Annotated in this window: 14 protein-coding genes; 5 read left to right on the top strand and 9 right to left on the bottom strand. The window is 73.3% G+C overall.

The genetic code is table 11. The features are described from left to right. The first annotated feature begins 82 nt into the window (after positions 1 to 82). Positions 83 to 1,369, top strand: coding sequence for an MFS transporter (locus tag OHA91_RS24135; RefSeq protein WP_266500973.1), 1,287 nt, complete (start codon positions 83 to 85; stop codon positions 1,367 to 1,369). Positions 1,370 to 1,644: 275 nt separating this feature from the next. Continuing rightward, on the top strand, positions 1,645 to 2,004 hold the full coding sequence (locus tag OHA91_RS24130) for a hypothetical protein (RefSeq protein ID WP_031145337.1): 360 nt from the start codon (positions 1,645 to 1,647) through the stop codon (positions 2,002 to 2,004). A 395-nt stretch (positions 2,005 to 2,399) separates the two neighbouring features. On the opposite strand, the gene OHA91_RS24125 is transcribed toward OHA91_RS24130, so the two are convergent. Genes OHA91_RS24125 through OHA91_RS24105 form a run of 5 tightly spaced genes read right to left on the bottom strand, consistent with a single transcriptional unit; the run spans position 2,400 to position 6,082 of the window. Next, positions 2,400 to 3,062 (bottom strand): NADPH-dependent F420 reductase, encoded by a 663-nt coding sequence (locus OHA91_RS24125; RefSeq protein ID WP_328739992.1) that lies wholly within the window; start codon positions 3,060 to 3,062, stop codon positions 2,400 to 2,402. A gap of 34 nt (positions 3,063 to 3,096) precedes the next feature. Next, positions 3,097 to 3,747 carry a disulfide bond formation protein B gene (locus OHA91_RS24120; protein WP_031145334.1) on the bottom strand — a complete coding sequence of 217 codons (651 nt, stop codon included), beginning with the start codon at positions 3,745 to 3,747 and terminating at the stop codon, positions 3,097 to 3,099. Positions 3,748 to 3,749: 2 nt separating this feature from the next. Further along, positions 3,750 to 3,914: a DUF5993 family protein gene (locus OHA91_RS24115; RefSeq protein ID WP_167344698.1), complete on the bottom strand. Its 165-nt coding sequence runs from the start codon at positions 3,912 to 3,914 to the stop codon at positions 3,750 to 3,752. 52 nt (positions 3,915 to 3,966) lie between these two features. Beyond that, positions 3,967 to 5,367, bottom strand: coding sequence for a sensor histidine kinase (locus tag OHA91_RS24110; RefSeq protein ID WP_031145332.1), 1,401 nt, complete (start codon positions 5,365 to 5,367; stop codon positions 3,967 to 3,969). Positions 5,368 to 5,392: 25 nt separating this feature from the next. After that, entirely contained in the window at positions 5,393 to 6,082 is a 690-nt protein-coding gene (locus tag OHA91_RS24105) for a response regulator transcription factor (RefSeq protein WP_030655573.1), read from the bottom strand. A 79-nt stretch (positions 6,083 to 6,161) separates the two neighbouring features. Between OHA91_RS24105 and OHA91_RS24100 the strand changes: the two genes are divergently transcribed. Beyond that, positions 6,162 to 6,704 carry a hypothetical protein gene (locus OHA91_RS24100; RefSeq protein ID WP_031145328.1) on the top strand — a complete coding sequence of 181 codons (543 nt, stop codon included), beginning with the start codon at positions 6,162 to 6,164 and terminating at the stop codon, positions 6,702 to 6,704. Between the two features lie 70 nt (positions 6,705 to 6,774). On the opposite strand, the gene OHA91_RS24095 is transcribed toward OHA91_RS24100, so the two are convergent. Beyond that, a complete protein-coding gene (locus OHA91_RS24095) occupies positions 6,775 to 7,188 on the bottom strand; it encodes a hypothetical protein (RefSeq protein WP_031145326.1) in 414 nt (137 codons plus the stop codon). 136 nt (positions 7,189 to 7,324) lie between these two features. Here OHA91_RS24095 and OHA91_RS24090 point away from each other — a divergent pair, with 136 nt between their 5' ends. Then, complete coding sequence (locus tag OHA91_RS24090) at positions 7,325 to 8,218, top strand: LysR family transcriptional regulator (protein ID WP_328739991.1); 894 nt, start codon at positions 7,325 to 7,327, stop codon at positions 8,216 to 8,218. Positions 8,219 to 8,234: 16 nt separating this feature from the next. On the opposite strand, the gene OHA91_RS24085 is transcribed toward OHA91_RS24090, so the two are convergent. Together OHA91_RS24085 and OHA91_RS24080 are read right to left on the bottom strand one after the other, a co-directional pair. Then, positions 8,235 to 9,113, bottom strand: coding sequence for a spermidine synthase (locus OHA91_RS24085; protein ID WP_328739990.1), 879 nt, complete (start codon positions 9,111 to 9,113; stop codon positions 8,235 to 8,237). Positions 9,114 to 9,147: 34 nt separating this feature from the next. Further along, positions 9,148 to 9,549 carry a hypothetical protein gene (locus OHA91_RS24080; protein WP_031145320.1) on the bottom strand — a complete coding sequence of 134 codons (402 nt, stop codon included), beginning with the start codon at positions 9,547 to 9,549 and terminating at the stop codon, positions 9,148 to 9,150. Between the two features lie 250 nt (positions 9,550 to 9,799). On the opposite strand from OHA91_RS24080, the gene OHA91_RS24075 reads away from it, so the two are divergent. After that, positions 9,800 to 11,143: a tetratricopeptide repeat protein gene (locus OHA91_RS24075; RefSeq protein WP_266500944.1), complete on the top strand. Its 1,344-nt coding sequence runs from the start codon at positions 9,800 to 9,802 to the stop codon at positions 11,141 to 11,143. 919 nt (positions 11,144 to 12,062) lie between these two features. Here OHA91_RS24075 and OHA91_RS24070 read toward each other — a convergent pair. After that, positions 12,063 to 12,659, bottom strand: a complete 597-nt coding sequence (locus OHA91_RS24070; protein WP_031145315.1) for a histidine phosphatase family protein — start codon at positions 12,657 to 12,659, stop codon at positions 12,063 to 12,065. Positions 12,660 to 12,755 lie beyond the last annotated feature (96 nt).

Genomic DNA, 12,755 nt, shown 5'->3' with positions numbered 1-12,755 from the left:
GCCGCGGCACTACGGTCCGGGGCAACGGGCAACGGCGCGCGCCGGAGAAACGGGAGGGTCGGCGCGCGGTTGGAGGTTGTCCGTGTCCCGGCCCACGCCCTCGTCCGCACCCACGCCTGCGCCCACACCCACGCCGCCTCCCCCGCACGGCGGCCTGCGCGCGGTGTTCGCCCTCGGCGGCAGCGCCCTCCCACTCCACGCGTTCCTCGCGCGGCTCCCCGCCGCGCTGTGCCCCATCGGAACGCTCATGCTCATCACCGAACGCGACGGCATCGGCGCCGCGGGCCCCGTCGCCGCCGCGCTCTGGCTCGGCCAGGCCCTCGGCGGCCCCGTCATCGGCCGGCTCGCCGACCTGCGCGGCCACCGCCCCGTGCTGCTCCTCGCCTGCGGCGCGAACGCCGCCGTCCTCCTCGCCCTCGTCGCTGCCGCCCTCGGTGGGCTGCCGCCGGGCGCCCTCCTGGCGCTGGCCGCCGCGGCCGGGCTCACCGTCCCGCAGGTCGGCCCGCTGGCCAGGGCCCGCTGGGCGCGGCTGGCCGGCGGGGACAGGCGGCTGCTCGGGTCGGCCCTCTCCTTCGACACCACCCTGGACGAGGTCGGCTTCATGGTCGGCCCCGCGCTGGCCGGCATCCTGGCGGTGACCGTGCACCCCGCCTCGGCGCTCGTCCTCGCGGCAGGCCTGATCCTGGTGTTCGGCACCCTCTTCGCGGTGCACCCGACCGCTCCGGGCCCGGCCGCCGGCTCCTCGGCCGCCGGCTCCCCGAGCGCCGGCTCCCCGGGCGCGCGGGCCGGCGTACGGCTGTGGTCGCCCGGGCTGGTCCTGCTGTTCACGATGGCCGTGCTGCAGGGGGCCGCGTGGAGCGGGGCCAACACGGGCGTCAACGCACTCGCCGCGTCACTGGGCGCGGCCGGCGCGGCCGGGCTCGTGTGGGCCGCCATGGCCGTGACCAGCTCGATCACCGGCTTCGCCACGGTCGCCCGGCCCGGCTCGGCGGACCTGGCCGCGCGGCTGCGGTGGACGATCGCCCTCCAGGCCCTGCTCACGCTCCCTCTGCTCGCGGTGTCCGGACTGTGGTCGGCAGCCTTCGCGGTCGCGGGCATCGGCTTGGCCGTGGCCCCGCACCTGATCGCGCTGTTCGGACTGGTGGAACGGTACGGCCCGGCGGAGCGGATGGGCGAGGCCATGACCGTGATCGGCAGCGGCCTGATCCTCGGCCAGGCCCTTGCCGCGGCCGTCGCGGGCCCCCTGGCGGCCGCCCACGGCCACCGGGCCGCCTTCGCCGTCTCCTGCGCCGCGGTCACCGCCTCCGCGGCACTCGCCCTGGCCTCGGCCCCGACGGCACGCGCGAAGAGCCGGCGCGGCGCCCCGTGACGAGCCGACCAGCCGAAGGAGCCGCCCCCTTGCAGGGCTCGCCGGAAGCGTCCCTCCGCGGCAAGGTCCCGCCCGCCGGAAAACAAGAGTCCGAATTCCATCGGAGTGGCGAGAATTCACCCCCAGGCACCTCGAAACACAAATCCCGATCAAGCTCAGGGTTTCCTCAAGTGGGGTTCTCAGAGACGTACCTGGCAGGTACATTCAAATCGATCGAAGGCGCGGATCCTGACCAGTTCCGCGTCGCACCATTCACGAATCGGGGAATTGAACAAATGAAGAAGCTCACTTCGGGCATGCTGTCCTTAGCCGTTGCGACCAGCATCATCATGGCGGGCGGGGTCGGCGTCGCGCACGCTGACTCGGGACCGCGTCCCGTAGTCCAGTCCGCCCAGGTGAACCCGCTCGAAGAAGCCCGCTCCAAGTGCATCATGTCCAAGAGCAAGGGGGACTGCGCATACCTGATGTCCCACACCAAGATGAACGAAATGGTGAGGGAGTGCCTGCTCAAGGGCGCCATCGGCGGGGCGGGAGCCCTGATCATCGGACGCTTCGTGAGTAAGGACGTAGCGAAGGACATAGCCGCGAAGACCGTTGTCGCCGGGGCCACCGGCTGCCTCGCGGCTCTCGCCTAAGACAGGGAAACCATGGCCAAGATTGCATTCACTCTCGCTTGGGCAACCGTGCTCGTCGCAACCAACCGGGCCCTTCAAGACGTCACCTGGGCACAATACGTTGCAACGTTCCTCCTGGGTGGAGCCTACGCTCTGACGCTCAGCAAGGCACGCTTTCTCCGCGGAGGAAACGCCGCCGAGAAGTCGAAGTGACTGCTTTATTCGCGGCCTTGCAGATCCTGAATTCCGGACTCTGACCTCATACGTTCGAGTGACGGAAAGCCTCTGCGCAAGGCGGACCCCTGAGGCCCCGCTTCGGCGAAGACCGAAGACCCCGTCGGCATCGGCCGGCGGGGTCTTCCATGGAGGGGCCGAGCCCTACGGCGAGGACTTCGCAGCGGACCGGGGGCGCCCCGTCAGGCGCCTCGGATGTGGAAGTTGAAGTCCGTGTGGCCGAGCGCGCCCATCAGGCGGAGCCAGATCGGCAGCAGCATCTCCGTGCCCCGGGCCGTCTCGATGCCGCCGAGGTCCAGGACGCTTTCCTCCGGCCACCCGAAGGAGTGCAGCAGTTCGCGCACGGCCCGCTTCGCGTCCGCGTCCTCGCCCGAGACGAAGACGTGGTGCTCGCCGGCGACCCGCGCCGGGTCCACCATGATCTGGCAGTTCATCGTGTTCAGCGTCTTGACCACCCGCAGCCCCGGGAACGTCCGCTGGATCAGCTCGCCCAGGCTGTCGTCGTTCACCGGGTCCAGGCCCGGCGGGAAGCCGCCCGAGAAGTCCAGCGGGTTCGCGACGTCGATCAGGACCTTGCCCTCCAGGTGCGCGGCGTCCGCCTCCGTCAGCGCGGCGACGCTCACCCGCCCGCCGGTGGCGTTGACCAGCACCTCGCCGTCCCGGGCGGCTTCCGCGAAGCCGGCCAGCCCCACCCCCGGGTGGACCTCCTGCCAGTCCGAGTACTCGGCCCGGCCGCCGGTCGCCCCGGGGTCCCGGGTCCCGATGACGACCTGGTGGCCCAGGGAGTCGAGCCGGGCGGCCACCGTACGGCCGACGATCCCGGTGCCGAGGACTGCGTAGCGCATCTCTGCTTCCTTCCGGTCTGAGGGACCCGCCGCTCTAGCCCAGGATCCCGATGTCGGAGAAGAACCGGTACCGCTTCGGGGCATCCGGGAGGAACCAGTGGAAGCCCTCCTCCAGGAAGACGGCCGCCATGCTCACGACGATGACCGCGCCCAGGAGCCAGAGCGCGAACAGCCCCGCCGTCCGCAGCAGCCCCGGCTCGGTCGCCGGAACACCGTGCTCGGCCGTGGTGTGCGCGGTGGCCAGGGCGATGCCGACGACCACCACCGACACCTGGAAGAGGATCAGCGCCCACACGTACAGGTGCAGGCCGAACACCTCGCCCCCGTACCCCTTGGCGCCCGGCAGGATGTGCAGCGCCGTCTGCCGCCAGGACGCGAAGGAGCCCCCCATGAGCGCGATCAGGGCCAGGCCCCAGCCCGTCATGTAGTGGCGGCCCGTCACCGAGCCGCGCAGCAGCGCCGTACGGATGATGTACGCCGCCCCCAGCGCCGCCAGCAGCATGAACATCCGCTGCACGACGCAGAGCGGGCACGGGAACTCCCGCGCCCCGAACTCGTGGAAGAGGCTGGCGCCCACCACGGCCGTCCAGCCGATGGCGAAGAAGCAGGCGAACCAGTACTGGACCTTGCCCGGCTGGGTGGCCTCGGGCGTGCTCTCCGGGATGAGGCTCTCGATCGTCGCCATCGTCACCAGCTCAGCGTCAGGGCCAGGCTGCCGGTGATGTGGTGTGCCATCAGCAGGGTGACGGCGATGAGCACGGCCCACCACGCCCCGAGCACGACCATCCGGGACGTCTCCCGGTACATGGCGACCAGCGTGGCGAGGAGCCCGCCGAAGATGAGGGTGTCCATGCCGCGGACCGTACCCAGACGAGGACATCCCGCCTGCTAGGCGCGCCCCCGGTCACGGCGTGGCGCGCCCCCGGTTACGTCGGTTGCCGCGTCGGCCGCGCCCGGGCCGCCCCCCGCCCGGGCCGCCCGCGCTCCGGCCGTCCAGGCCGATCCACACCCGGACCTCGGTGCCGCCGAGCACCGAACGCCCCAGCCGCACGTCGCCGCCGGTCGACTCCGCGACCCGGCGCACGATGTCCAGGCCGAGGCCCGTGGACCCGTCGCGGCCGCCGTCGTTGCCGCGGCGCAGGGCGGCGTCCGGGTCGGAGATGCCGGGGCCCGCGTCCGAGACCAGCACGATCACCGCGTCGCCCGCGTCGTGCACGTCCACCGCGAAGGGGGTGCCCTCGGGGGTGTGCCGGAAGACGTTCCCGAGCATGGCGTCCAGGGCGGCGGCGAGTTCGGGCCGCGCCACGGGGATCCGTACCGTGCGGTCCACTCCCGCGAGCCGCACCTCGCGGCCCTCGTCCTCCGCGAGCGCCGACCAGAAGTCCATCCGGTCGCGGATCACCTCGGAGGCGTCGCATCCCGCACCGGCCCCGACCAGGCCGGTGGCCGGGCGCTGCTCCCGGGCGGTGCGGATGATCGTGTCGACCTCGCGCTCCAGCTGCTCCACCGCCGCCCGGGTCTGCTCGGCGGCCGGGCCGTCCCCGAGCGAGGCGGTGTTGAGCCGGAGCACCGTCAGCGGGGTGCGCAGCCGGTGCGAGAGGTCCGCGGCCAGTTCCCGCTCGTTGGCGAGGAGCTCGACCACCTGGTCCGCCATCGCGTTGAACGCGACGGCCGCGGAGCGCAGCTCCTTCGGGCCAGCCTCCGGCACGCGCGCCCCGAGCCGCCCCTCGCCGAGCTGGTGCGCGGCGTCCGCGAGCCGTTCGGCCGGCCGGACCAGCCGGGCGCCGAGCCGGTCGGCCACCGCGACCGAGCCCACGATCAGGGCCAGTCCGACGCCCGCCAGCACCAGCCAGGCGGTCGCGACGCCGTTGCTGACCTCGCTCTCCGGTACGAAGATCTCCACCACGGCGATGTCCCCGGACCCGAGCGCGGTCGGCTGGAGCAGTGCCGAGCCGCCGCCGGACACCTTGGCCGTCGTGGCCCGCCCCATCCGCCGGGTCTCGGCGACGGCGCGTTCCCCGGCCCGGCCCTCGCCGATGCTCACCGGCGGGCTGTCGCCGATCGCGGGCACGTGGACGGCCATCCGCCGGGCGGCGCCCATCTGCGTGGACTCCACCGCCTTGCTCAGCTGCGTCGGGTCGGTGGTGATCGACAGCGTCGGCCCGATGGTGGCGGCCTGCCGCTCGGCGTTGGAGAAGGCGCGGTCGCTGGCCATCTCCTGGACGACGAGTCCGAGCGGTACGGCGAAGGCGACGACCACCATGGCCGTGACCGCGAGGCACACCTTGACCAGGGCCCATCTCATCGCGGCATCACTGCGGTCACTGCGGTCACTGCGGTGGCTCCAGCTTCACGCCGACGCCGCGCAGGGTGTGCAGGTACCGCGGCCGGGCGGCGGTCTCGCCGAGTTTGCGGCGCAGCCAGGACAGGTGGACGTCGATGGTCTGGTCGTCGCCGTACGACTGCTGCCAGACCTCGGCGAGCAGTTCGCGCCGGGCCACGACCACTCCGGGCCGCCCGGCGAGGAAGGCCAGCAGGTCGAACTCGCGGCGGGTGAGGTCCAGTACGGCCCCGTCGAGCTCGGCCTGGCGGCGCAGCGGGTCGATGGCGAGGCCGCCGACGCGCAGGACGCGCGAGGGCGGTTCGGCGCCGGCGGCGGCCCGGGCGCGGCGCAGGACGGCGGCCATGCGGGCGGAGAGGTGTTCGACGGAGAAGGGTTTGGTCAGGTAGTCGTCGGCGCCGTCGTTGAGCAGCCGGACGATCTCGGCCTCGTCGTCGCGCGCGGTGGCGATGATCACGGGCACGTCGGTGATGCCGCGCAGCATCTTAAGTGCCTCGGACCCGTCCAGGTCGGGCAGGCCGAGGTCGAGGATGACCACGTCGAAGCGGTGGTGCGCGACCTCGCGCAGGGCCTCCAGGGCCGTGCCGACGCTCCGCACGGTGTGCGAGGCCTCGGTCAGGTGCCGGATGAGGGCGGAACGTACGAACTGGTCGTCCTCGACCACGAGCACACTTGCCATGGGCCGCACGGTAGTCCATCCGGGCGACTGCACGGGGTGTCGGGCCACTGTTGTGGCGCGTGGTGCAGTATGTGCCCTGATGCGAAGAGGACTTGTGCATGCCATGGCGTGGATGCTCGCGACCGGGGCGGCGGTGACGCTGTGTTGGTGGGGTGTCCATACCGTCATGTCGGGCACGGCCTACGACCGGCCGCTCGCGGTGCCCCTGACCGGGCAGCCGCTGTCCTCCTCGACCCAGCGCGCACAGCCCCAGGGGTCCCCGTCGCCGACCCCGTCCGCCTCGCCCTCGGACTCGCCCGGCCCGACCGCGTCGCCGACCGCCGGAGCCTCCGCCGACAAGCCTTCGCAGAAGCCCTCCGCCTCCCCGGACGGCCGCCGGCAGGCGGACGGCCAGGACGCGGGGAAGGTGCAGGCCTATCCGGTCTCCGGCGGCCGGGTCACCTTCTCCCTGGCCGCCTCCTCGGCCGAGCTGGTCTCGGCGACGCCGGCCGCCGGCTGGCGGATGCAGGTATGGAAGCAGGACTTCTGGATCCGGGTCACCTTCACCCGGGACGGCCGTGAGGTGTCGGTGTTCTGCACCTGGCACGACCACCCGCCGGTGGTCGAGATCGTCGATCCCTGAGGCAGCGCGGGGGACGCCGTGAAGGGCCGCACCCCCGTTGGCACCGGCCCTGCACGGATCACACCCTGTCTCAGGACTTCGGCGCGAGCTCCGAACCGAAGGTGTAGGTCCCCGAGAGGTGCAGCCGGCCGGTGTCGGCCAGGGTGGCGGTCGCCGAGCCCTGCTTGGACAGCCAGGAGTGCTGGTTGTAGTACCCGTCGTAGGGGATCATGCAGTCGTTCCACATGTACCAGCCGGCCACCAGGTGGATGTCACGGTTGGGAACGCGCGCGCCGCCGAGGACCTGCGACCACGTGTAGTCGCCGGCCGCAAGGTAGATCTCCCTGGTCACACAGGCGTTCGGCATGCCCTCCTTCGGGTTCGCGGCCAGGGTCACCGTGCGCGTGTTGTACGCCGTGGCGGACGCCTCCGCGGGGGCCCCGGCGAGTGCGAGAAGGGCGGTGGCGGAGGCTGCTGTCGCTGCAGCCCTGACGAGCTTGTGCATGGTTGGAATGGCTCCCTTTTGCGATGAATCTGCCTCACTGGCCGACTTCACGCTATCCAGTTGACCGGAGGGGGATCTACGTAAGATCTGGGGCCATCTCGATAAGCGCGATTTATCAATAACCGGGGGCTCCGACTTGGAACTGCGAGACGTAGAGGTCTTTTTGGCACTGGCGGACGAGCTCCACTTCGGGCGGACGGCCGAGCGGCTGCACATCTCCCAGGCCCGGGTCAGCCAGGTCGTCAAGAAGCTGGAACGGGCCACCGGGGCAGCCCTGTTCGAGCGCACCACCCGCACCGTGCACCTCACGCTGATCGGCCGCCGCCTGCGCGACGACCTCGCACATGCGCGGGACCTGTTCCAGGACGCGCTCGTGAGGGCCAACTGCGCGGCCCAGGGGGTGGGCGGAGCATTGCGGCTGGGAGTCCCCGGAGCCATGGGGCATGAAATTCGGCCTTTGATCGAGGAATTCCGGTCACGCCATCCGGGCGGTGAAGTCCAATTGCTGGAGTCCCGCCTTTCCGATCCGTTCGGCCCCCTCCGCGCCAATCAAGTCGACGCCCAGGTCCTGTGGCTGCCGGTCCAGGAACCGGATCTGATCGTCGGCCCGGTGGTACTGACCGAAGGGCGTGTGCTCGCCGTGCCGACCGGGTCCGAAATGGCCTGCCTGGACTCCGTCACCTGGGAGCAGCTCGACGGCCACCCGGTCGCCGACATCGGCAGCATGGCGCCGCCCTACTGGGGGGAGGCGCTGGCGCCGCGGCGGACACCGAACGGGCGCCTCATCAAGCGGGGTCCGGCCGCGTGCACCATCCAGGAGGTCCTCGCCCTGGTCGCGGACGGAAAGGTCATCAGCCCACTGCACGAGCACTCCACCCGGTACTTCTCCCATCCGGACATCACCTACGTGCCGCTCCGCGAGGCCCCGAGCACCCAGTGGGCCCTCGTGTGGTCCAGCACCACGTACCGGAGCGGGGTCGTGCGCGCCTTCGCCCGGGTGGCAGAAGAACTCGGGAGCCCTTCCGTGTGACGGCGCAAGAGGCGGCCTAGCGGAAGACGGAGGACGGCGGCTGCGGCGAGGCCACCGAGGAGGCGTCGGCGACCGGGGCCGCGCCGCCCGCGAAGTCCGCGAGCGCCCGGCCGTGCTCGACCCGGCCCGGATGCGGGTCGCTCGCGACCCGGCGGGTGAATTCGGCGACGGGCAGTTCCCGGTCCGCCGCGACCAGCACGGCATTGCCGAAACGTTTCCCTCGCCACACCACCGGGTCCGCGGCCAGCGCCAGCTCCGTGAAGCGGGACGCCGCCGTCGCGATCTGGCCGCGCAGGTGGGTCAGCGGCGGCCCGTCCGCGAGGTTCGCCACGTACCACCCGGCGGGCGCCAGGGCCCGGCGTACGTCGTCCAGGAACTCGGTGCTCGTCAGGTGCGCCGGGGTGCGCGCCCCGCTGAACACGTCCGCGATCACCAGGTCCGCCCAGCCGTCCGGGACCTTGGCCAGGCCGGCCCGCGCGTCCACCGCCCGGACCCGGACCCGCGCCTGCGGGTCCAGCGGCAGGTGCTCCCGTACGAAGGCCACCAGGGCGGCGTCGATCTCCACGACCTGCTGCGTGGAGCGGGGCCGGGACGCCGCGGTGTAGCGGGCGAGGGTGAAGGCGCCGCCGCCCAGGTGCACGACGTTCAGGGGCTGGCGTGCGGGCGCGGCGAGATCGATGAGGTGGCCGATCCGCCGCTGGTAGGAGAAGTCCAGGTACGCGGGATCGTCGAGGTCCACGTGCGACTGCGGGGCGCCGTCGATCAGCAGGGTCCAGGCGCCGGGGCGCTCGCGGTCCGGCTCCAGCTCCGCCCGGCCGCCGTCCACCTGCCCGACGACCGCCTCCGCGCCGCCCCGCCCGCGCTGCCTGCCCTTGTTCCTGTCCTTGCCTGCCACCACCCCATTGTGCGGGCCGGCCGGCCGGGAGCGGTCAGCGGCAGTTGTCCGCGGCCTCGATCAGCCGGGCCGCCTCGCCGAGCGCCGCGCGCAGCACCTCGGGGTCGGTGACCGGCCCGACCGCCTCCGGCGGGAGCAGCCAGCCCGTGGCACCCGCGGTGGGCGAGACGGCGTCGCCGAAGCGCATCCCGCGCCCGTTGGTCTGCGTACACGCGCTGCCCGGGAGGTCCCAGGCGTCGGCGGTGCCGGACGGGACGAGGAAGCCGAGGGTGTCGCCGGACCCGTCGTGCAGGACGGGCCCCACCGGGCCGGACCGGCCGGCGGAGCGGCGGATGATGTCCACCGCCTCCAGGCCCTGCCGCGCGGGCACGGTCACCAGGTCCAGGTCCGGGCCCGCGCCGGGCCCGGGCGCGGTGTTCGTTCCAGTGCTCTCCATGCCGGCCTCCACCAAGGGGAACCCCTCCTCGATCCGTATCCGCATGGGTTCAACGCACGGGAACGTCAACGGGTGCGGCACCAAGACGCCGCAAAGGATGGCAGTTCATGGCGGATCACGGGTGAGATATCCGTTTTGTAGCTAAACATCGCGTGAACACCCCGTCGCTGGCGGTACGTTCATGCGCGCCGGGCCCAACTGCACCAGCCACCGCACCGGCGCTGCGTTCCTTGCCAGAGAGGTCACGTCCATGGCGGCGTTCCCCCACTCACCCAACTCCACGTTCCGGCGGCTGCGCGGGCAGCACTCCCCTGCCGAGTTCGCGGCCCTGGTACGACGGGCGGCGAAGGAGATCGGAGAAACGGTTTCCTGCGACGCGCGCTACATCGGCCGGGTCGAGTCCGGCGAGATCCGCTGCCCCAACTACGCCTACGAGCGGGTCTTCCTCCACATGTTCCCCGGCCGCACCCTGGCCGACCTGGGCTTCTCCCCCCGCGAGAGCGTCCGCGGGCGCGCCGCGCAACGCGGCCCGGGCCCCTCCTCCTGCTCCGTCCCCCGTTCCCCTTCCAGTGCCAAGGAGAGCGACGTGCTGCGTCGCGCGTTCATGGCGGGCGGCTCCGCCACCGTGGCGGCCGCGACGCTCGGCCTCACCGTGCTCGGCGACAACCGCCGGCTGCCCGCGCGCGCCGGCGAGTCCGAGGCCGCCGCCGTCGAGGACGCCGTACGCCGGATCCGGCTCCTGGACGACCGGCACGGCGCGGACGCCCTGTACCGCCGGGCCTCCGAGCCCCTGCGCACCGCCTACGCCCTGCTCGACGCCGGGGCGACGCGGCAGTCCACCGAGGACCGGCTGCACTCGGGCGCCGGTGAACTGGCCGTCTCGGTCGGCTGGCTGGCCCACGACTCCGGCCGCTTCGACGACGCCCGCTCGCACTACGCGGAGGCGCTGGCCACGGCCCGGGTGGCGCGGGACTCGGGCCTGGAGGCGCACGCCTTCAGCAACATGTCCTTCCTGGCCCGCGACACCGGGCGCGCTCGCGAGGCGGTACGCGCGGCCCAGGCGGGCCGGCGCGCCGCGTCCTCCCTCGGCTCGCCCCGACTGCTGTCACTGCTGGCCCTGCGGGAGGCGGGCGGGTGGGCGGGTCTGGAGGACCGCAAGGCCTGCGAGGAGTCGCTGGCGCGGGCGCACCGGGAGTTCTCCCGGGGGCCGGCGGAGGCCGACCCCGAGTGGATGTCCTTCTTCGGGGAGGCGGAGCTGGAGTCGCTGGAGGCGCGGTGCTGGTCGGCGCTCGGGGAACACGCCCGCGCGGCGCGGCACGCGCGGCGGGCGGCCGACCTCCAGGATCCGCACTTCGCCCGGAACGTGGCCCTCTACACCGCCGAGCTGGCCGGTGACCTGGCGCGGGCGGACGCCCCCGACGAGGCCGCGTGGGCGGGCGGGCGGGTGCTGGACCTCCTGGGCGAGGTCCAGTCGACGCGGGTCCGCTCGATGCTCGCGGAGACGGCCGCGACCCTGGTCCCCCACCAGCGGTCCCCCCGCGTGGGCGCGTTCCTGACCCGCCACCGCTCGGCTCCCGCCGGGGTGACCGCCTGAACCCGTCGGCTCCCGCCGGGGTGGCCGGGTTTCCGCGGGCGGGATGACTCGGCTCGGCTACCGCCGGGTTGCGGGGTTTCCGCGGGGCGGGATGTGCCGGGTGGGGCGGTGCCCCGCCGGAGTGTCTCCTCGGCTCGGCGCGTGCCAGGTGGCTCCCGCCGGGGGTGGCCGGTTGTCGCGGGGTGGCTTCGGTGCGGCCGGGTGGGGCGGTGCCCCGCCGGAGTGTCTCCTCGGCTCGGCGCGTGCGGGGTGTCTCGGCGAGGCGGCCTGGGTCGCGCGCTCGTCCTGCGGGGACACTCCGCCGTGTCCCCACCCCACGCCGGCGCTCCGGTACTCCTGCCCGTGCAGGGGGATACGCCCGTACTGCGCGCTCCGGGCCGGCACGGATGGCGCCCCGGAACCGGGCTCGTACTGCTGGAGCGGGGACGGGGAGGGGTGTCCCCGCAGGACGAGCGCGCAACCACCCCGCACAACCGAGAAGTGCCCGCCTGGCGCGAGCCGAGGAGACACCCCTCCGCGGCACCGCGACCCGCCCGCACGGGGCATGGATTCCGCTGTACCGCGACGCCACGGCCCGGCCACACCGCGCCCGGATCTGCCCAGCCCCCCGGGAGGGGAACGGCACCGCGACCCGCCCTGGATTCCGCCGTACCGCGATGCCACGGCCCGGCCACACCGCGCCCGGATCCGCCCCGCCTCCCGCGAGGGGAACGGCACCGCGACCCGCCCGCACGGGGCATGGATTCCGCTGTACCGCGACGCCACGGCCCGGCCACACCGCGCCCGGATCCGCCCGCCCCCCGGGAGGGGAACGGCACCGCGCCCGGATCCCGGTCTGCAGGAAAGGGCGGGTTCGAGGGCCGGCCCTCAAGCTGCTGCCCCCGCGGGAGCGGAAGGGCCCGATCCGCCGAAGCCAGTGCTACACGTCCAGGTGGCCCGTGTCGTTCCAGCGTTCCAGCGCCGGCGCCCCGTACGCCCAGCCCAGGACCGAGAGGGACGTCGGCTCCAGGCGGATCCGGGCTCCGAAGGAGGCTTCGAAGCCCAGCCAGCGCGCAGCCAGGGTGCGCAGGACGTGCCCGTGGGCGAAGACGAGCACGTCCCGCTCCGCCGAGCGCGCCCACGCCACCACCTCGTCGGCGCGCGCCGAGACGTCGGCGACGGACTCGCCGCCCGGGACGCCGTCGCGCCAGATCAGCCAGCCCGGCCGGACCGCCTGGATCTCGGCCGGGGTCATGCCCTCGTAGTCGCCGTAGTCCCACTCCAGCAGCGCGTCCCACGGCTCGGCCCGGGCGCCGAAGCCCGCCAGGTCGCAGCTCTCGCTCGCGCGGAGCAGCGGGCTGGTGCGCACCTCCAGGCCGGGCAGGCCCCGCCACGGGTCGCGGGCCAGGCGCTCGCCGAGCAGTTTCGCGCCCTGCCTGCCCTCCTCCAGCAGCGGCACGTCCGTGCGTCCGGTGTGCTTGCCGAGCTGGGACCACGCCGTCTGGCCGTGACGGGCCAGCAGGATGCGGGGGGCCATGCGAATCTCCCGATCAGTGCGAGATTGTGCGTTTTTACGATGGTTTCCTCGTGTGTCCATCATCCATCACGCCCCCGCCCGGCTCTCCCACCGGCC

Source organism: Streptomyces erythrochromogenes (assembly GCF_036170895.1).
Classification (GTDB): Bacteria; Actinomycetota; Actinomycetes; order Streptomycetales; family Streptomycetaceae; genus Streptomyces; species Streptomyces erythrochromogenes.
This window is presented reverse-complemented; position numbering and strand designations above follow the sequence as displayed.

Excerpts from the sequence above, each read along its gene's own strand:
- OHA91_RS24110 (WP_031145332.1), bottom strand. The coding sequence starts at position 5,367 with ATGAGATGGGCCCTGGTCAAGGTGTGCCTCGCGGTCACGGCCATGGTG.
- OHA91_RS24125 (WP_328739992.1), bottom strand. The coding sequence starts at position 3,062 with ATGCGCTACGCAGTCCTCGGCACCGGGATCGTCGGCCGTACGGTGGCC.
- OHA91_RS24070 (WP_031145315.1), bottom strand. The coding sequence starts at position 12,659 with ATGGCCCCCCGCATCCTGCTGGCCCGTCACGGCCAGACGGCGTGGTCC.
- OHA91_RS24095 (WP_031145326.1), bottom strand. The coding sequence starts at position 7,188 with ATGCACAAGCTCGTCAGGGCTGCAGCGACAGCAGCCTCCGCCACCGCC.
- OHA91_RS24105 (WP_030655573.1), bottom strand. The coding sequence starts at position 6,082 with ATGGCAAGTGTGCTCGTGGTCGAGGACGACCAGTTCGTACGTTCCGCC.
- OHA91_RS24100 (WP_031145328.1), top strand. The coding sequence starts at position 6,162 with ATGCGAAGAGGACTTGTGCATGCCATGGCGTGGATGCTCGCGACCGGG.
- OHA91_RS24080 (WP_031145320.1), bottom strand. The coding sequence starts at position 9,549 with ATGGAGAGCACTGGAACGAACACCGCGCCCGGGCCCGGCGCGGGCCCG.
- OHA91_RS24130 (WP_031145337.1), top strand. The coding sequence starts at position 1,645 with ATGAAGAAGCTCACTTCGGGCATGCTGTCCTTAGCCGTTGCGACCAGC.
- OHA91_RS24120 (WP_031145334.1), bottom strand. The coding sequence starts at position 3,747 with ATGGCGACGATCGAGAGCCTCATCCCGGAGAGCACGCCCGAGGCCACC.
- OHA91_RS24075 (WP_266500944.1), top strand. The coding sequence starts at position 9,800 with ATGGCGGCGTTCCCCCACTCACCCAACTCCACGTTCCGGCGGCTGCGC.
- OHA91_RS24115 (WP_167344698.1), bottom strand. The coding sequence starts at position 3,914 with ATGGACACCCTCATCTTCGGCGGGCTCCTCGCCACGCTGGTCGCCATG.